The sequence below is a fragment of the Limnohabitans sp. genome, assembly GCF_044361985.1.
Classification (GTDB): domain Bacteria; phylum Pseudomonadota; class Gammaproteobacteria; order Burkholderiales; family Burkholderiaceae_C; genus Limnohabitans_A.
Genome location: NZ_JBIKHV010000054.1, coordinates 1 through 16891 on the forward strand (window position 1 = coordinate 1; position 16891 = coordinate 16891).

Annotated in this window: 18 protein-coding genes and 1 pseudogene; 7 read left to right on the forward strand and 12 right to left on the reverse strand. The window is 59.7% G+C overall.

Translation table 11 applies throughout. The features are described 5' to 3' along the window. From ACIQ3A_RS09985 to ACIQ3A_RS10005, 5 genes are all read left to right on the forward strand, one after another. Positions 1-444: pseudouridine synthase (locus ACIQ3A_RS09985; RefSeq protein WP_396431594.1), on the forward strand; the 444-nt coding region annotated here is incomplete at its 5' end. Between the two features lie 71 nt (positions 445-515). Further along, positions 516-1154: a nitroreductase family protein gene (locus ACIQ3A_RS09990; protein WP_396431595.1), complete on the forward strand. Its 639-nt coding sequence runs from the start codon at positions 516-518 to the stop codon at positions 1152-1154. 125 nt (positions 1155-1279) lie between these two features. After that, complete coding sequence (locus ACIQ3A_RS09995; RefSeq protein WP_199221883.1) at positions 1280-1420, forward strand: hypothetical protein; 141 nt, start codon at positions 1280-1282, stop codon at positions 1418-1420. Positions 1421-1462: 42 nt separating this feature from the next. Next, entirely contained in the window at positions 1463-1762 is a 300-nt protein-coding gene (locus ACIQ3A_RS10000; RefSeq protein WP_396431596.1) for a 2Fe-2S iron-sulfur cluster-binding protein, read from the forward strand. A gap of 15 nt (positions 1763-1777) precedes the next feature. Next, a complete protein-coding gene (locus ACIQ3A_RS10005) occupies positions 1778-2731 on the forward strand; it encodes an RluA family pseudouridine synthase (RefSeq protein WP_396431597.1) in 954 nt (317 codons plus the stop codon). A 61-nt stretch (positions 2732-2792) separates the two neighbouring features. Here ACIQ3A_RS10005 and ntrC read toward each other — a convergent pair whose 3' ends face one another. From ntrC to ACIQ3A_RS10050, 9 genes are all read right to left on the reverse strand, one after another. Beyond that, positions 2793-4367 carry a nitrogen regulation protein NR(I) gene (gene ntrC, locus ACIQ3A_RS10010; protein WP_396431598.1) on the reverse strand — a complete coding sequence of 525 codons (1575 nt, stop codon included), beginning with the start codon at positions 4365-4367 and terminating at the stop codon, positions 2793-2795. Between the two features lie 23 nt (positions 4368-4390). Then, a complete protein-coding gene (gene glnL, locus ACIQ3A_RS10015) occupies positions 4391-5455 on the reverse strand; it encodes a nitrogen regulation protein NR(II) (RefSeq protein ID WP_396431599.1) in 1065 nt (354 codons plus the stop codon). Further along, positions 5452-6024 carry a hypothetical protein gene (locus tag ACIQ3A_RS10020; RefSeq protein ID WP_396431600.1) on the reverse strand — a complete coding sequence of 191 codons (573 nt, stop codon included), beginning with the start codon at positions 6022-6024 and terminating at the stop codon, positions 5452-5454. Before ACIQ3A_RS10020 ends, glnL begins: the two co-directional genes overlap by 4 nt. Before the next feature lie 123 nt (positions 6025-6147). Next, on the reverse strand, positions 6148-7563 hold the full coding sequence (gene glnA, locus ACIQ3A_RS10025) for a type I glutamate--ammonia ligase (RefSeq protein WP_396431601.1): 1416 nt from the start codon (positions 7561-7563) through the stop codon (positions 6148-6150). Positions 7564-7852: 289 nt separating this feature from the next. Further along, complete coding sequence (locus ACIQ3A_RS10030; RefSeq protein WP_396431602.1) at positions 7853-8668, reverse strand: competence/damage-inducible protein A; 816 nt, start codon at positions 8666-8668, stop codon at positions 7853-7855. A 25-nt stretch (positions 8669-8693) separates the two neighbouring features. Then, positions 8694-9617, reverse strand: coding sequence for an EI24 domain-containing protein (locus ACIQ3A_RS10035; RefSeq protein ID WP_396431603.1), 924 nt, complete (start codon positions 9615-9617; stop codon positions 8694-8696). A gap of 56 nt (positions 9618-9673) precedes the next feature. Then, complete coding sequence (locus ACIQ3A_RS10040; RefSeq protein ID WP_396431604.1) at positions 9674-10636, reverse strand: sterol desaturase family protein; 963 nt, start codon at positions 10634-10636, stop codon at positions 9674-9676. Positions 10637-10640: 4 nt separating this feature from the next. Continuing rightward, positions 10641-11474, reverse strand: a complete 834-nt coding sequence (locus ACIQ3A_RS10045) for a polysaccharide deacetylase family protein (protein WP_396431605.1) — start codon at positions 11472-11474, stop codon at positions 10641-10643. Further along, complete coding sequence (locus tag ACIQ3A_RS10050) at positions 11458-12414, reverse strand: YncE family protein (RefSeq protein ID WP_396431609.1); 957 nt, start codon at positions 12412-12414, stop codon at positions 11458-11460. The genes ACIQ3A_RS10045 and ACIQ3A_RS10050 overlap by 17 nt, the downstream gene beginning before the upstream one ends. An 88-nt stretch (positions 12415-12502) precedes the next feature. On the opposite strand from ACIQ3A_RS10050, the gene ACIQ3A_RS10055 reads away from it, so the two are divergent. Beyond that, positions 12503-13327, forward strand: coding sequence for an alpha/beta fold hydrolase (locus tag ACIQ3A_RS10055; protein WP_396431606.1), 825 nt, complete (start codon positions 12503-12505; stop codon positions 13325-13327). A 42-nt stretch (positions 13328-13369) separates the two neighbouring features. Here the strand turns inward: ACIQ3A_RS10055 and ACIQ3A_RS10060 are convergent, their stop codons facing one another. After that, positions 13370-14092, reverse strand: a complete 723-nt coding sequence (locus ACIQ3A_RS10060) for a pseudouridine synthase (protein ID WP_396431610.1) — start codon at positions 14090-14092, stop codon at positions 13370-13372. Between the two features lie 88 nt (positions 14093-14180). Here ACIQ3A_RS10060 and ACIQ3A_RS10065 point away from each other — a divergent pair, with 88 nt between their 5' ends. Further along, complete coding sequence (locus ACIQ3A_RS10065) at positions 14181-14462, forward strand: hypothetical protein (protein ID WP_396431607.1); 282 nt, start codon at positions 14181-14183, stop codon at positions 14460-14462. Positions 14463-14531: 69 nt separating this feature from the next. Here ACIQ3A_RS10065 and ettA read toward each other — a convergent pair whose 3' ends face one another. After that, positions 14532-16193: an energy-dependent translational throttle protein EttA gene (ettA, locus tag ACIQ3A_RS10070; protein WP_396431608.1), complete on the reverse strand. Its 1662-nt coding sequence runs from the start codon at positions 16191-16193 to the stop codon at positions 14532-14534. Positions 16194-16330: 137 nt separating this feature from the next. Then, positions 16331-16891, reverse strand: a pseudogene (locus ACIQ3A_RS10075) (DNA polymerase III subunit epsilon); the annotation flags it as partial.

A 16891-nucleotide genomic window follows, 5' to 3' on the forward strand; every position in this document is an offset into this window, starting at 1 on the left:
GGTGTGTATGTGGCCGGGCGGCTGGACGCCGACAGCGAGGGCTTGTTGCTGCTGACCGACGACGGCCAGTTGCAAGCCCGCATTGCAGACCCCCGCTTCAAGATGGAAAAAACTTACTTGGTACAGGTCGAGGGTGTGGTCGATGACAAAGCGCTGGCCCAACTGAGCCGGGGGGTGACGCTGAACGATGGCCCCACCCTGCCCGCCCAGGCCCGGGCCGTGGCATCGCCTGCCAGCTTGTGGCCACGCGACCCGCCGATCCGTGAACGGCAAAGCATTCCCACATCGTGGCTGGAACTGGTGATCCGAGAGGGCCGCAACCGCCAGGTGCGGCGCATGACTGCTGCCGTGGGCTTGCCCACCCTGCGGCTGATCCGAACTGCCGTGGGGCCATACAACCTAGATGACCTGCCCACCGGCAGCTTGCAAGAAATCACAGCATGAGCCAGCGCAAAGAGGGGGGCTCGGCTTTCAGCCACAATCAAGCACTTTCAAAACCACAACAGGAAAACTGAATGTCTGAATTGCTGAGCAAGCTGCAATGGCGCTACGCCACCAAAAAAATGGACCCGACCCAGGTCGTGCCGCAAGAAAAAGTAGACCGCATTGTCGAAGCCGCCCGCCTGGCCCCCACGTCCAGCGGCTTGCAGCCATTTGAAATCATTGTGGTCACCAGCCCCGCCGTGCGCGAGCAGATCAAGCCCAAAGCCTGGGGCCAGGGCCAGATCACCGACGGCTCTCACTTGCTGGTATTTGCGGCCTGGGACAACTACACGGCCGAACGCATCAACATGATGTTCGACATGACCAACGAACAACGCGGTGGCACCAACGAAGGTTGGGAAAACTACCGCCAGATGTTGCTGAAGTCCTACCCTGTTCGCGACCCGCAAGTGAACTTCGAGCACGCTGCCCGCCAGGCCTACATTGGCTTGGGCGCCGCCCTGATTGCGGCCGCCTTTGAAGAGGTGGACGCCACGCCCATGGAAGGCTTTGACCCCAAGGCCGTGGACGAAATTTTGGGCTTGTCAGCACGTGGCCTGCGCAGTGTGGTGCTGGTCCCCCTGGGTTACCGCGCCGCTGAAGGCGACTGGTTGGCAAACCTGAAAAAGGTCCGCCGTCCAACTGCGCAATTTGTGACCGAAGTGAAGTGATCGCGGCTGCCGCTCAGGTGGCAGACCTTCATTGCACCCCGTCCAGCACAAAGCCGCAAATCCTGCGGCTTTGTGCTTTAACATCTGGGTTTTCCCAAGTCGGGATGCTCAGCAAGGAAACGACCATGGCCAAAGGCGAACAACGCAGCAACAAAATGGCCAAGAAGCCAAAGAAAGACACGTCTCCACCCAAGACGTTCACGTCAGACCGTCCCATGCCACCGGCCACCTTTGTGGCCCCGCGTGGCAAAGTCAAAGACAAGTAAACCGACCGACTGGGCGTTCAGCCTCCCCCTGCGCGCCCACCCATGCCTGAAAACTTCCAGATCTTCACCGTGCAGGTGCAACCCGCCGGCTTGCAATACGACGTTGAAGGCGATCTGACCCTGCTTGAGGCGGCAGAGATGTCGCGGGTGCAATTGCCCAGTTCTTGCCGCAACGGCACCTGCCGCACCTGCATTTGCAAGTTGCTGAGCGGTGAGGTGGCCTACACCGTGGAATGGCCTGGCCTGTCGGCCGAAGAAAAAGCCGAAGGTCTGGTGCTGCCCTGCGTGGCAAGACCCTTGTCCGATGTGGTGCTGGACCAAGCTGCCGCCACGGTGGGCTGAGTGATGTTGCCCCACATGACCCCGATCCACGAAGACGAACACCTGCTGGTGCTGGATAAACCCAGTGGCCTGCTGTCGGTGCCCGGACGTGGCCCCGACAAACAAGACTGTCTGGCCAGCCGCGTGCAGGCCGCATACCCTGAAGCGCTGGTGGTGCACCGGCTCGACCAAGACACCTCGGGCCTGCTGGTCATGGCACGGGGCATAGAAGCCCAGCGGCGCATGAGCCGCCTGTTTGAAACCCGTCAGGTGCACAAGCGCTACATCGCCGTGGTGGTGGGGCTGCCTCTCGACACCCAGCACGAAGCCATCGGTGATGAAGATGGCTGGCGAACCATCGAAGGACCTATCCTGCTGGACTGGGAGCGCAGACCGATCCACATGGTTCATCCTGATGGCAAACCCAGCCGCACCCGCTGGCGTGCCCTGCAAAGCAGCAATACGGCCACGCTGCTGGAGTTGGAGCCCGTCACAGGCCGAACGCACCAGTTGCGTGTGCATTTGCAAAGCATTGGCCACCCCATGCTGGGCGATGCACTGTATGCCCCTGCTGCAGTGCGGGCGCTTTGCCCACGTTTGTTGTTGCATGCACAATCGTTGGCGTTCCCTCACCCTTTCACCGATGCGCCGATGGCGTTTTCTGCGCCCACAAACTGGTCAGCTCAAGCACCTTATGGTGCATTCAAGGAGATTCCTGAAATGTCTTTTGAAACGTTCAAACAACAAGCCCTGGCCGAGGGTTTTGACGAAGTGCTGGAACGCGTCTGGGCGCCGGATTTGATGCTGGACACCCACACCCACCCGTTCGCAGTCAAAGTTCGGTTGTCAGCGGGGCAGATGTGGCTGAGCATCGGTGGCCAAAAGCGCTACCTCACCGTTGGCGATGAATTCAGCGTAGCACGCGAAGAAGCCCACGCCGAACACTACGGCCCCGAAGGCGCCACCTTTTGGGTAGCCCGCAAAAACTGACTTGAATGAAGCCTGATGGAGTGCCCAGAAATGCGCACTCGCCAAGGCCTGCATTCAGGATTCAGTCCTCGATGCCCAGATCCTGGATTTTGCGGGTGATGGTGTTGCGGCCAATGCCCAGCTTTTGAGCCGCTTCGATGCGACGCCCCCGGGTGGTAGCCAGTGCGGCTTGAATCAGGCTGGTCTCGAAACGGCGTGACAACACATCCCAGACATCGGTTTGGCCCCCATTCAGCAAAGCCAGGGCCTCTTGCTCCAGTCCTGTTTGCCAGGTTGAGGATGCCGCCATGTGCAGACTTGTCAGAGGTGCATTGTCATCCGCTGCAGAGGCAAGCCCTGGCTGAAAATTCGCCGCCGCTGCGTCGGCAGGCGTGCCTGTTGCAGGGCCACCCGGCAAGGCCACAGGCACCCCAGCACCCGACGAGAGCGCGGTGAAAGTGGCTGGCCCGCCAGCCGGGCCAGCGCTGGTGCGGCTGTCCAGTACTTCAGGCGGCAAATCCTTCACCTCGATCACTTGCGCGGGTGCCATGACCGTCAACCAGTGACAGATGTTTTCCAGTTGGCGCACGTTGCCAGGAAACTGGAAATGGCCCAGGCGCTCCAGCGCAGCTTCTGAGATGCGCTTGGGCTCCACCCCCAATTGCTGCGCACTGCGCTGCAAAAAATAGCGCGCCAGCATGGGCACATCTTCGCGGCGTTCGCGCAGTGCGGGCAAGCGCAAACGGATCACGTTCAAGCGGTGGTAAAGATCTTCACGAAACACGCCTTCCTTGACGCGTTGCTCCAGGTCCTGGTGGGTGGCTGCGATCACGCGCACATTGGCCTTGACGGCACTGTGCCCGCCCACACGGTAGAAGTTGCCGTCGGACAAAACACGCAGTAACCGGGTCTGTAAATCAAAGGGCATGTCGCCAATTTCGTCCAGAAACAGCGTGCCGCCATCGGCCTGCTCAAAGCGGCCTCTGCGCGAGGCTTGGGCGCCAGTAAAGGCGCCGCGCTCGTGACCAAAGAGCTCGCTCTCCAGCAGATCTTTCGGAATGGCCGCGGTGTTGATGGCCACAAAGGGCTGGTTGGCACGGGGCGAGTGTTTGTGCAGCGCATGCGCCACCAACTCTTTGCCAGAACCCGACTCACCGGTGATGAGCACCGTGACATGGCTTTGCGCCAGGCGACCAATGCCGCGAAACACGTCCTGCATGGCCGGAGCCTGGCCGAGCATCTCGGGTGCATCGGTCATTTTTTCTTCGGCCACATCTTCACGCTGGCTCTCACCCACAGCGCGACGGATCAGCTCGACCGCCTTGGGCAGGTCAAACGGTTTGGGCAAATATTCAAACGCACCGCTCTGAAACGCCGACACGGCGCTGTCCAGATCAGAAAACGCCGTCATGATGATGACCGGCAAACCGGGCATGCGCTGCTTGATGGCTGTGAGCAAATCCAGACCGGATCCACCCGGCATGCGGATGTCGCTGACCAGCACCTGCGGACCCTCCCCATCAGCCTCGGCCTCCAGGGCCTTCAGGACCTCGCGCGGGTTGGTAAAACTGCGTGTGGGCAGGCCTTCGCGCAAGAGTGCTTTCTCAAGCACAAAGCGAATGGATTGGTCATCGTCTACGATCCAGATCGGCTTCATCAACGTGGCACTTTCTGTGGTTCTCAGGGCAACGGAATCAAAATCTTGAAGTCCGTACGGCCAGGCTCGCTGTCACACTCGATCATGCCGTGGTGCTGTTGGACAAAGGTTTGTGCCAATGTCAGCCCCAGGCCAGAGCCGCCTTCGCGCCCCGAGATCAACGGGAAGAAAATACGGTCCTTGATCGAGTCTGGAACACCAGGCCCGTTGTCCGAGACATGCAATTCCAATGCCAGGCGATAACGCTTCTTGCCAAACGTGACTTGTCGCAAGATTCGGCTTTTGAGCAAAATTTGGCCATCGCCCTGCGCGATGCGATCTTGCAAGGCCTGCGCAGCGTTGTGCGCGATGTTCAGCACCGCCTGAATCAGTTGTTCACGGTCACCACGAAACTCGGGGATCGAGATATCGTAGTCGCGCACCACTTTCAGGCCTCTGGGGAATTCGGCCAAAATCAGCGCCCGCACCCGCTCACACACCTCATGAATGTTCACATCGCCGACCACATGCGGGCGACGATGGGGGGCCAGCAAACGGTCCACCAGTGTTTGCAGTCGGTCCGCTTCGCGGATGATGACCTGGGTGTATTCGGTCAGCTCTTTGCTGTCGAGCTCCATTTCCAGCAATTGAGCCGAGCCCCGGATACCGCCCAAGGGGTTCTTGATTTCGTGGGCCAGGTTGCGAATCAACTCCTTGTTGGCCTGGGCCTGTTCCAGCAAGCGTTCTTCACGCTCTTGCCGAGTTTGCTGCTCGACCGGCAATAACTCGACGATCACTTCGTCAGGCTGGTCGGACGGGGCCACGATCACATGCACAGGCAAGGGGTCTTCGTGGTGCAGGCGGCGCAACTGGGCTTCGTAACGCAAAGCTGCAAATTCGTTCGACTGCGCCCCCGCCAAGGCCATGATCAGTGGCTGGGGGTCGAGAAAATAATCGGGCAAGTGCGTGTCAAACAGCGTGCGCCGGGACATGCCCAAGGCGTCTTCCAGTGCGGCATTGACAAACCGCACACGGCCTTGGCCCTGCATGACCGCCACAGGCGTTGCCAGCAGATCAAAGGACTGAAATCGGGAAGGGGTTGAGGTCATGGCTTCAGGGCCTTCGTGGCCAATGGGCGACGTGCCAACTCCCGTTGCACGCTGTCGATGTCGCGCTCGGTTCGGTGGATGGCCGCCTTCAGCTCAGTCACGCGCTCTTGGTATTTGTGGGGTGCAGCAGTTTCAGCAAGCGACTGGGTGGGCTCGCCCTGGTTGAACACCTGCAACAAGGCTTGGTGCTGTTTTTGCATCCGGGCCAACTCCTCCGCCAAAATGGTGCGGGCCAGAACATCGCGTTCGCTTTGCTGGACTGCCGCGGCTTGTGCGGGCTCGGATTTGATGCGCTCCGCATCCAGAGCCGGGGCCAGAACGGGGGTATCGGACCCCGCAGCTTGTCGAGCAGCCTGCGGGCGAAGGCCAGGGATCACCGTCACGGCTTGCTCGGGCAAACGCTCGCACCGGGTGATGTCCCGTGGGGCATTGGTGTATTCCTGGCCGCACCGGTAAATGACTTCTTGGGCCAGCCCTTGCCAACACAGGCCCAAGCCAAACAAGCCGAGTCCCACCGCTCGCCATGGGCGTGTCCCGAACGATCGCCCACTGACTGCTTGACGCCTCATGTTTCGACTCCGATGCTGACTGGATATTGCAAGGCCAAGAGGGCATTGAACCAGAAAAAAAGGACGGCCAATGCCGTCCTTTTTCTGGATTGCACCAAGATGTGCAATGCCGCGCATACCCGCTTACAGCGAGTAGTACATGTCGTACTCTACCGGTGACACTTCCACGCGGCTGCGGTTGACTTCCAACATCTTCAGGTCGATGTAGGCGTCGATCCACGAGTCGGTGAACACGCCACCCTTGGTCAGGAAAGCGCGGTCGGCATTGAGTGCGTCGAGCGCTTGGTCCAGGCTGGAGCAAACCGTTGGCACCAACTTGTCTTCTTCAGGCGGCAAGTGGTACAGGTCTTTGGTAGCAGCTTCGCCGGGGTGGATCTTGTTTTCGATGCCATCCAGACCCGCCATCAACAAGGCAGCAAAGCCCAGGTAGGGGTTCATCAGCGGATCAGGGAAGCGGGCTTCCACACGGCGGCCTTTGTCGCTGGCCACGTTAGGAATACGGATCGAAGCCGAGCGGTTCTTGGCCGAGTAGGCCAATTTGACGGGTGCTTCGTAGTGGGGCACCAGACGCTTGTAGCTGTTGGTGCCGGGGTTGGTGATCGCATTCAGGGCACGGGCGTGCTTGATGATGCCACCGATGTAGTACAGGGCGAATTCGGACAAACCGGCGTAGCCATTGCCTGCGAACAGGTTCTTGCCGTCTTTCCAGATCGACTGGTGAACGTGCATGCCAGAACCATTGTCGCCAGCGTAAGGCTTGGGCATGAAAGTGGCGGTCTTGCCGTAAGCGTTGGCCACGTTGTGAATGACGTACTTTTGCAGCAGTGTCCAGTCAGCGCGCTCGACCAAGGTGGAGAACCGGGTGCCGATTTCGCACTGGCCTGCGCCCGCCACTTCGTGGTGGTGCACTTCAACGGGGATGCCCACGGATTCAAGAATCAGGGACATTTCGCTGCGCATATCATGCGTGCTGTCAACGGGCGGAACCGGAAAGTACCCCCCTTTGACGCGGTTGCGGTGACCACGGTTACCGCCTTCAAGCTTGGTGCCGCTGTTCCATGGGGCTTCGACTTCGTCGATGGCGTAAAAAGTATTGTTCGGCTCAGTGCTCCAGCGGACTTCGTCAAACAAGAAGAATTCTGGCTCAGGGCCGAAGTAGGCCGTATCGCCCAGGCCCGATTGCTTGAGGTACGTCTCGGCACGCTTGGCAATGGAGCGTGGATCACGCTCATAGGCTTTGCCGTCTGTCGGCTCGATCACATCGCAGATCAGGACCAGGGTGACTTCTTCAAAGAAGGGGTCGATGATGGCGCTGTTGGGATCGGGGATCAGCAACATGTCGGATGCTTCAATGCCTTTCCAGCCCGCAATCGAAGAACCATCAAAGGCTTGACCGTCTTCGAACTTGCTTTCGTCAAACTGCGACACGGGCGCAGTGATGTGCTGCCATTTGCCACGGGTATCGGTGAAGCGGAAGTCAACAAACTTGACTTCGTTCTCTTTCACCATTTTCATCACGTCTGCGACGGTCTTGGCCATCAAATTCTCCTGAATGGAAAGGGGGGTTAAAAAGCGTACTCTCAGGTTCTGCAGTTTCTGTGCCAACTTGGGCCCAGTCAACCGAAGCTGAACAGCCCAAGATTGTGCCTTGAGCGGGACCCCTTGACCTGTTTCAAGCGTAAAAAATCCCTGCTTAGACCGCTGCCTGGGTCACAGAATTCATGCCGCTGGCTTTTTTCAGGGCCCAAGCAGAGGCCCAGCTCAAAAATCCTCGCAGGATTCATGCACTTATATTGTGCAATATTGCACCATATTGGTGATAAATGGATCAGCGCACCAATTCAGGGCCATATTCCAATGGGAAAGCTTTCAGGCCTTGGCGCAGGTCCACGTAAGCCCGGTCAGCACTGGCGGGCTCGCCCTTGACGCCCAATTCGATATGGCGGCCCCACTGCGGGTGGTCCACGCTGGGCAAACTGAACACCTTGACGCCCGGGTGAGCGCCTTCGATGGACTCCATCAGCGGGGTCAAAGTGGCCTCCATGGCGCCCAAAATGATCACCGACTTCTCGACATAGGCGTTCTGTCGAAAGTGCGCGCTGTAATGAGCATCCAACACGGATTCGATCATGGGCCAGGCCATGACCGGAAAGCCCGGCACAAAATGTACCGCTGCGCCGCCATGCCCCTGACAACTGAAGCCGGGAATCTTGTTGTACGGGTTGCGGATGATGGCCGCACCCTCGGGGAACACGCCCATGTTCAACCGGTGGATGTTGTCCGGCCGGTCTGGCTCGTAGGCCACGCCTTGTTCTTTGGCGGTGTCTTGCATCCGCTCCTGAATGAGCAGTTTGGCCTGGGGGTGCAAGACCAGGGGCACCTCCAGGGCGCGGGCAGCGCATTGGCGGGTGTGGTCGTCAGGGGTGGCCCCGATGCCGCCGCAACTGAACACCACATCGGCAGACTCAAAGGCACGTCGCAAGGTGGCGGTGATGCGCTCGGGGGAGTCACCCACGTATTCGGCCCATGCCAAGTCAAGGCCGCGTGCAGACATTAACTCAATGACCTTGGGCATGTGCTTGTCGGAACGCTTGCCCGACATGATTTCGTCGCCAATGATGATGAGGCCAAATGTGGGGGTCATGCTGGAAAGCTTTCTGGAAAAGGGGTCAAAGGCCCGGCCGGGGTTCGACATCGGTGACGCTTTGCGCCTTGTCGCCCGGCCCAATACTCAAGCGGGCAGCGGCGTGGGGAGAAGCGGGCACAGCGGGCAAAATACCATCGACCACCATGTGCTGGGGCTCATCACGCAAGGCTTGCAAGGCGGCCAAGGCGAAATGGGCAAACCACAGCGACGAAAAGACAAACACCAAGGTGTAGATCCAGATGGCCACGGGCACCAAGATGACAAAGGCGGCCGCAAACAAGGCGCCTGAGGCCCACACCAGACTGGGCGCTGCACCCATGAGGCCTGTGACCACCCCCATGCCCAGCAAGCGCATGCGGTGGCGGGCCATCAGGGTGTGGCGTTCTTCGGCGCTGGCAAACTCGGCCAGCACATCGAAGGCCATGACGCGGTAAGTCAACCATCCCCAGATCAGTGCGGGCAGCAGCATGGCCAGGGGCGGCACCAACCACATGGGCAAAGTCAGCAACAAGGCCCCCAGCGCCAGCAGCAAAGATGAAAAAGTCCACCACAAACCGAGCATCAAACTGCCGCCGTGCTTGCGCTGCAGGCCAGCAAAGCGGCGCTCGGCCACCAAGCGTGTCAGCGAAGGCGTCATCAAAAAAGACACTGCCAACAAGGACGCCACGACGACCAGCGGCGTGACCGAAAAAATCACCAGCAAGGGCGCCACCACAGTCTTGAGATCGGGCAAACCAACGCCTTCCAGCCAGCGCCACACCAGACTCAGCCAACTCGATGCGTCCAGCCAGGACCGCACCAACGTGACGGCAATGTCCCAATACAAATACCCCAGCAACCAGGACAGGGCCACGATCAGCAGCAACGGCAAGATCGACAAACCAATCACCCGGGGATACAGGCAATACATCACCGCGCGCCAAAAGGAATCCATCAACAATTTCATGTTTGAAAGCTTAACAGTGGAATGCCTGTTGGCTGGCGGTGTTCAGCCGAAAAGAGTCAGGCCCGCCCGACCAGCCGCAGCAAGCCCTGCTTTTGTTGGGCCCAAAAACCCAGTCCGTAATCGCGCCCCTGTTCCACCTGATCGCGCACACCGGTCGGGTCATAGCGTTGCTGAAAATCGGCGGTACCAAACAGCACGTCCCACCAAGGCAACAGCACGCCGAAGTTGCAGCCCCCCAGAACCACTTTGCCTTCAATCCGGCTTTCGTGGCCAATGCCGATGCTGTGGTGTCTGCGGTGAAAGCGCGGGCTGACCCACAGGCGTTCACCGATGTGGCCAAACCAGATTCGCACATTGGCATGCTGAAAATTTTCACTCAATTGGCTGATGGCCACCAAGGCGACGAACTGCCCTGGCCCCACGCCCATCAGCACCGCCACAGCCGACAAGATCAAGCTGGTCACGATGTCATCGAGCAGGTGGTTGCGGTTGTCGGACCACATGGTCATTTGACGCTGTGCATGGTGCAGCGAATGCAAGGCCCACCAGTTGTGCGACTGGTGCTGCGCGCGGTGAATCCAGTAGTGCACAAAGTCAAAAAAGACCAGGTAAATCACAAAACTGACCAGCGCCAGATCGGTCACCCCAGGCCACAGACCGTCCAAGTGAAAGGTGGGCAGACCCAGGGCGCGCAGCCTGCCCAGGCCTTGCTCGAACAGGTACTCGAGCGTGAAAAACATCCCCAGCTTGAACAAGCCCAGGCGGTGAATCAGGGTGTAGACCACATCGACCCACACTGCCCGCAGGTCGGTGATCGGCTGCACTGGCCAGCGCCGCTGCATCGGCCCAATCACCAGCAGGATCACCAACAGTTGCAACAGGCCTGCGACCACCCAGCCTGTGCCCTCGTAGGCTTTTTCAAGCAAACTGCTTTGCCCTGCGGCAAAAGCGATGGGCTGCACCACGACCTCGTAAAGCGTCGCCTGCCAGCTTTCAAAAAACTCGATCAGCACATCCATGGCTTTATTGTCGCGAATCGGGCAAAACCGGCAGCTGCAGGGGTTGCTGTCGAATCCAGTCGCGGTAGGCCGGGTGTTCGCGCAGGGTGGCAAAGCAAAGGCCACGCGCCTTCAAGCCGACGATGAGCGGCTCCAGCACGGCCGGGGCCCACGGATCTTGCCGCGACCAAATGCCCAGGTGCGCCATCAGGATGTCGCCAGCACGGATGCGCTGGAGTGACTGTTTCAGCAACTGCATGTTGGGGTAAGTGCCACTGGGCAATTCGTCGCCCAGAAAACCGGCATCGGCCCAACCCACGTGGGCAAAGCCGCATTGCCGAGCCGCCTCGATCAGCCGAGGGGAAGTTTTCCCGCCAGGGGCACGGAACAGCGGCAGCGGGGCCTGTCCGGTCATGGCTTGCAAGCGCTGCGCCGCTTGATTCAGGTTGCTGCAATACTCTTGCGCTGTCCAGGTGAGGGTCTGGCCCGCTTGTGCGCCCGCGCTGGGTCGGATTTGGAATTTTTGTACGCCGCCTTCCTGCACATCGGCACGCCAATAGGCGTGGTCCCAGGTGTGCGAGGCAAAGGCATGGCCTTCGGCAGCGCGGGCTTGCCACCAAGGCGCCCAGTGTTGACCCATCGTGCCGTCACCTTGTCGGGTTTTTTCGTGGGCTGCAAAAAATGTGACTTTGACTTGCTGGCGTGCCAGCACCTCGGCGATCAGCGGCGCCACCGCCATGTGGCCGGTGTCGAACGTCAGGTAAACCGGCTTGCTGCAGGGGGCAGCCGCCAATGGGAAGCTGCCGGCCCAAAGCACGGTGGCCGCCAGAGGCCAAAGCCAGTCAATGGCGGGGCGCATGGTCCAGTGTCCACACACCATGGGGCGATTTGCCCACCCGGACCTGTCGCACCACCTTGCGTGTGGCGATGTCGACCACCGTGAGTCTTCTGGCCCAACGCGAGGCCACCAGGATGTATTTGCCATCGGCAGTGATGTCCATGCAATCCGGGCCTGATGGGCCGGGAAACTCGGCCACCACCGTCATGTTGGCGTAATCGATCTGGCTGATCGAGTTGGTCACGCGGTTGCTGACCATCACGTGGCGCTTGTCACCCAGCGCACGAAAAGCGTGCGCGCCCTTGCCTGTGGGGATCATTTTGACCAGCTTGGGCTGAGCACCGCTGATGTCATACACCTCGACACCGTCGCCGCCGGTCAGCCCCACCAGCAAAAACTTGTCGTCAGGCGTGCCAAAAACATCTGCCGGCACCGAACCAACCGGGGTGCGTGACTTCAGGGTTTGCATGCCAAGGTCAATGGCCACGATTTCGTCGCTGTCCTGCATGGAAACCCAGGCGGTTTTGCTGCGGCTGTCGATCCACAGGTGGCTCGGGGTTTTGCCGGTCGGAATGCGCTTGGCGAGCGTGGCGTTTTGACCATCCCAGCGGTAAATGTCCACGTGGTTCAGCCGGTTGGCAGCAATCACCAGCCACTTCATGTCAGGCGAAAATCGAAGGTGATACGGGTCAAGAATTCCCGTCACCGTGCGCTGGACCTGGGCGGTTCGAGGATCAATGAAGGTCAGGGAATCACCCATGGCGTTCGCCACAATGACCGATTTTTCGTCGGGTGTGAGGTACAGATGGTGGGGTTCTTTGCCCGTCGGGATCCGCTTTTTTTCTGTCCAGGTGACAGGATCAATCACACTGACATTGCCATCCAGGGAATTCAGTACAAAAACAGGGTTCTGCGATTGGGCATGGACCCCGAGAGCAGGGAGGGCCCAAACGGCGAAAATTAAAACTCGGATCACAAAACGCAGATAAATCACAAAAACGCTTTCAAAATCACGTTCAAGTGTAATCGCCTCCCCCTCAGGAAATCGGATGTCTCCCTCACACATGACAAAAATCAAACTTCAGTCTTCGGTGCTGGAAGTCTTGCAGTGGCCAAGACCGCCTCAAGCCAAGTCCGGGCATACGCTGGTTTTTTTGCATGAGGGTTTGGGCAGCATCGCCATGTGGCGCGAATGGCCTGCCCAACTGTGCGCGCGACTGGGCTGTGCGGGGCTGGTTTACTCCAGGCAGGGTTATGGCCAATCTGACCCAGTCACCGATGTACGGGGCCCTTCCGGGCAAAAGGCTGGCCAACGCCATGGGCGCTTATTGCCCAACTACATGCACCGTGAGGCCCTGGAAGTCTTGCCCGCGCTGCTGCAGGCACTGGACATTGTGCAGCCCGTGCTGATCGGTCACTCGGATGGCGGCACCATCGCGCTGATCCACGCCAGCCGTTTTGACGTCGCCGGCTGCGTGGTCATGGCGCCGCATGTGATGGTCGAAGACATCTCGGTGCAGGCGATATTGAAGGCCAAAGACGCCTACGAAAACGGCTCCCTGCGCCAGCGCCTGGCCCCCTACCATGACGATGTGGACGGCGCGTTCTGGCAATGGAACGACGTTTGGCTCAGCCATGCCTTTCGAGCGTTTGACATCCGCCCAGCCTTGGCCAGCATCCAGGCGCCTTTGCTTGCCATCCAGGGCGAAGGCGACCTTTACGGCAGCATGGCCCAGATCGACGAGATTGCAGCGCGCGTGCCGCAAGCGCAGTTGCTGAAACTGCCCCATTGCGGCCACTCACCCCACCGGGATCAAGCCGAGACGGTGACACAGGCCATTGAGGCCTTCGTGCAGCGGCTTCCAAAAATTTAGCCCAGCCCATTGGCGCCAAGCGCCAAGCCCAAAGCCCTGCTTTCAGGGCTTGAGCAAAGCCAGATCGTCGTCGGTCAGCCAGCGCCATTGGCCTGGTGCCAGATCGGCAGGCAGCGTCAAGCCGCCGATTTGCGAGCGATGCAGGCCTTCCACCCGGTTGCCCACAGCCGCCAGCATGCGCTTGACCTGGTGGTATTTGCCTTCGGTCAACGTCAGCTTCAGGTGCAACTCGTCCACCGCCTCGCAAGCGGCCGCCTTCACGGGCTTGGGGTCGTCCTCCAGCACCACACCCGCCAGCAGTTTGTCCACCATCTCGGGGGTGATGAGGTGCTTGGTGGTGACCTCGTACACCTTGGGCACATGGTGCTTGGGTGAACTCATGCGGTGGATGAACTGGCCGTCGTCGGTCAGCAGCAGCAAACCGGTGGTGTCTTGATCGAGCCGCCCCACCGCCTGCACGCCCTGCACCGCCGCTTTTTGCGGGCGCTGGCGCAAGGGCGCTGGCAGCAAGGTGTAAATACTGGGCCAGGTGGAGGGCTTTTGTGAGCACTCGGTACCCGCTGGCTTGTTCAGCAGCACGTAGGCAAGCGCTTTGAAGGGCCATTCGGTGCCCTGCACATGGAAGTGCAGGCCCTCAGGTTGAAACAATTCGCCGGAGTCGGTCACGGTCTGGCCGTTCACCTGCACATAAGCTTGCTGGACCAGCCCGGCGCAGACGCGGCGGGTGCCAAAGCCCTGGCTGAACAAAATGTCTTCCAGGCGCATGGGTTTGAGAGATTTGGCTTTCATGGGGCATCATTGTCGCTTCGAATCCAAGCGCAACACATTCGGACTTTGCAGGAGACACTTGGCCATGAGCACAGCCCTTGACACCCTCACACGCATGACCGATTCACTGACGGCCTGTACCCGGGGGGTAATGCCCCAAAGCGAGATGATCCGCCAATGGCGCAGCGATGCGGCCAGCCTGCCCTTGCCAGAAAAATTCGGTACCGTGCTGGGCAACCTGCTGGACCGCATCGAGGCCAGCGCACTGTTCAGCGAAGAAAGCTGCTCCTTCAGTCAGAAAGACCTGTTTGCCAACTTGCAGTTGTGGGCCGACAAAGCCCGGGCACAGTGCACAAAAACCGCATGAGCCTTGGTTCTGCAGCAGCCCCAACGACAACGGACCCCAAGGGGCCCGTTGTATGGCGAAAAGCAGTGATTACTTCAAAGCCTTGAATCGCACCCGTTTGGGCTTGGCACCCTCTTCGCCCAGGCGGCGCTTTTTGTCGGCTTCGTACTCTTGGTAGTTGCCATCAAAGAACACCCACTGGCTATCGCCTTCAGCGGCCAGAATGTGGGTGGCAATGCGGTCCAGGAACCAGCGGTCGTGGCTGATGACCATGATGGAGCCCGCGAATTCCAGCAACGCGTCTTCCAAAGCGCGCAAGGTTTCCACGTCCAGGTCGTTCGATGGCTCGTCCAGCAGCAACACGTTGCCGCCTTCGATCAGGGTCTTGGCCAAGTGCAAACGGCCGCGCTCACCGCCCGACAACATGCCGACCTTCTTTTGCTGGTCGCCACCGTTGAAGTTGAAGCGGCCGCAATACGCCCGACTGGCCATCTGAAACTTGCCGACGTTGATGATGTCCAGGCCGCCCGAGACGTCTTCCCACACGGTTTTGTTGTTGTCCAGGTCGTCGCGGTTCTGGTCCACAAAGGCCATGCGCACGGTCTGACCGATGGTGACTTCACCGCTGTCAGGCTGCTCTTTGCCCGCGATCAGCTTGAACAGGGTCGATTTACCGGCGCCGTTGGGGCCGATGATGCCGACGATCGCGCCGGCGGGCACCTTGAAGCTGAGGTTATCGATCAGCAAACGGTCGCCAAAGGACTTGCTGACGTTCTTGAACTCAAACACTTCATTGCCCAAGCGCTCGGCCACAGGGATGAAAATCTCCTGGGTCTCGTTGCGCTTTTGGTAGTCGAAGTCGGACAGCTCTTCAAAGCGGGCCAAACGCGCCTTGCTCTTGGCCTGGCGGCCCTTCGGGTTGGAACGCGCCCACTCCAGCTCTTTCTTCATGGCCTTGGAGCGGGCATCTTCGGTGCGCTGCTCGGTCGCCAAGCGGGCGTCTTTTTGCTCCAGCCAAGAGGAGTAATTGCCTTTGTAAGGAATGCCGGAGCCTCGGTCCAATTCCAAAATCCATTCGGCGGCGTTGTCCAGGAAGTAACGGTCGTGGGTGATGGCTACCACGGTGCCCGAAAAACGCTGCAAGAACAGCTCCAGCCAATCCACGGATTCGGCGTCCAAGTGGTTGGTTGGTTCGTCGAGCAGCAGCATGTCAGGCCGCGACAACAGCAAACGGCAAAGGGCCACGCGGCGCTTCTCGCCGCCCGACAGCTTGCCAATCACAGCGTCCCATGGGGGCAGACGCAGCGCATCGGCAGCGATTTCAAGTTGGTGCTCGGACGCATCGCCGGCGGTCGAGATGATGGCCTCAAGCTTGGCCTGCTCAGAGGCCAGCGCATCAAAGTCGGCATCTTCTTCGGCATAGGCGGCGTAAACCTCTTCCAGACGGGCTTGCGCAGCCTTGACTTCGCCCATGCCGCTTTCCACCGCTTCGCGCACGGTCTGCTCAGGGTCCATCACAGGCTCTTGCGGCAAATATCCGATCTTCAGGCCCGCCATAGGAATGGCTTCGCCTTCGATTTCCTTGTCGATACCGGCCATGATCTTGAGCAAGGTGGACTTGCCCGAGCCGTTGGTGCCCAGCACACCGATCTTGGCGCCCGGAAAGAAAGAAAGGGAAATGTCTTTGAGAATGTGACGTTTCGGCGGCACGATCTTGCCAACCCGGTTCATCGAAAATACGTATTGAGCCATGTATAAACCTGAATAAAAATGCGCTGAGACGGGTCACCCCAAGGGTGCCCGCTCTGCACCTTGAGCCTGCATATGAGGGCAGGCACGGTGTGTGCAACCCGGCATTATCCCAGCTTGCAGAAGTTTTAAGCGAAAAATCAGAGCGTGCGTTCGGACAACAGGCCCGAACGGCTGGAAAACTGGACCCGGCTGTTCATGGCCTCGAGCTGAACCCGTGCGCTGCGCTGGCCATACACCTCGGCCCTGAGCCAGGCGCACTCGGCGTCCAGCCCTTCGTCCGAGGGCAGACTGCACCACCAAACCCGTCCCTCGCCGTCCCATCGGTAACCACGGGCCTTGAGCTTGTCTTTGGCTTCAAAGGGCGCACCCGTGGCCCGCAGTTTGTAGCGCGTCTGGCCGACTCCGGCCAAGAGGCGCAACACACCCGTTTGACCATCGGCCAAGGGCGAAGCCAACACCTGCAGCAAGGCATGGCAGTCCACTTGCGCCCGGTGCGCGTCGTAAAACCAGCCCCGCTCAGAGGCCAAAAATTCCAGCTTGGCCGAGCCACTGCCTTCTTTTTTCCAGTCGATGCCCATGAACGAGCAGGCCCAGGCTTTGCCCGCAAAGACGGGAAAGCGCGCTTCCACAAAGGGCCGGTCAAAGCCAGCGTTGTGCGCCACGATCAGGTCGGCTTGCTCGACCAGCGCGATGACTGC

Excerpts from the sequence above, each read along its gene's own strand:
- ACIQ3A_RS09990 (WP_396431595.1), top strand. The coding sequence starts at position 516 with ATGTCTGAATTGCTGAGCAAGCTGCAATGGCGCTACGCCACCAAAAAA.
- ACIQ3A_RS09995 (WP_199221883.1), top strand. The coding sequence starts at position 1,280 with ATGGCCAAAGGCGAACAACGCAGCAACAAAATGGCCAAGAAGCCAAAG.
- ACIQ3A_RS10000 (WP_396431596.1), top strand. The coding sequence starts at position 1,463 with ATGCCTGAAAACTTCCAGATCTTCACCGTGCAGGTGCAACCCGCCGGC.
- ACIQ3A_RS10005 (WP_396431597.1), top strand. The coding sequence starts at position 1,778 with ATGACCCCGATCCACGAAGACGAACACCTGCTGGTGCTGGATAAACCC.
- ntrC (WP_396431598.1), bottom strand. The coding sequence starts at position 4,367 with ATGAAGCCGATCTGGATCGTAGACGATGACCAATCCATTCGCTTTGTG.
- glnL (WP_396431599.1), bottom strand. The coding sequence starts at position 5,455 with ATGACCTCAACCCCTTCCCGATTTCAGTCCTTTGATCTGCTGGCAACG.
- ACIQ3A_RS10020 (WP_396431600.1), bottom strand. The coding sequence starts at position 6,024 with ATGAGGCGTCAAGCAGTCAGTGGGCGATCGTTCGGGACACGCCCATGG.
- glnA (WP_396431601.1), bottom strand. The coding sequence starts at position 7,563 with ATGGCCAAGACCGTCGCAGACGTGATGAAAATGGTGAAAGAGAACGAA.
- ACIQ3A_RS10030 (WP_396431602.1), bottom strand. The coding sequence starts at position 8,668 with ATGACCCCCACATTTGGCCTCATCATCATTGGCGACGAAATCATGTCG.
- ACIQ3A_RS10035 (WP_396431603.1), bottom strand. The coding sequence starts at position 9,617 with ATGAAATTGTTGATGGATTCCTTTTGGCGCGCGGTGATGTATTGCCTG.
- ACIQ3A_RS10040 (WP_396431604.1), bottom strand. The coding sequence starts at position 10,636 with ATGGATGTGCTGATCGAGTTTTTTGAAAGCTGGCAGGCGACGCTTTAC.
- ACIQ3A_RS10045 (WP_396431605.1), bottom strand. The coding sequence starts at position 11,474 with ATGCGCCCCGCCATTGACTGGCTTTGGCCTCTGGCGGCCACCGTGCTT.
- ACIQ3A_RS10055 (WP_396431606.1), top strand. The coding sequence starts at position 12,503 with ATGTCTCCCTCACACATGACAAAAATCAAACTTCAGTCTTCGGTGCTG.
- ACIQ3A_RS10060 (WP_396431610.1), bottom strand. The coding sequence starts at position 14,092 with ATGCGCCTGGAAGACATTTTGTTCAGCCAGGGCTTTGGCACCCGCCGC.
- ACIQ3A_RS10065 (WP_396431607.1), top strand. The coding sequence starts at position 14,181 with ATGAGCACAGCCCTTGACACCCTCACACGCATGACCGATTCACTGACG.
- ettA (WP_396431608.1), bottom strand. The coding sequence starts at position 16,193 with ATGGCTCAATACGTATTTTCGATGAACCGGGTTGGCAAGATCGTGCCG.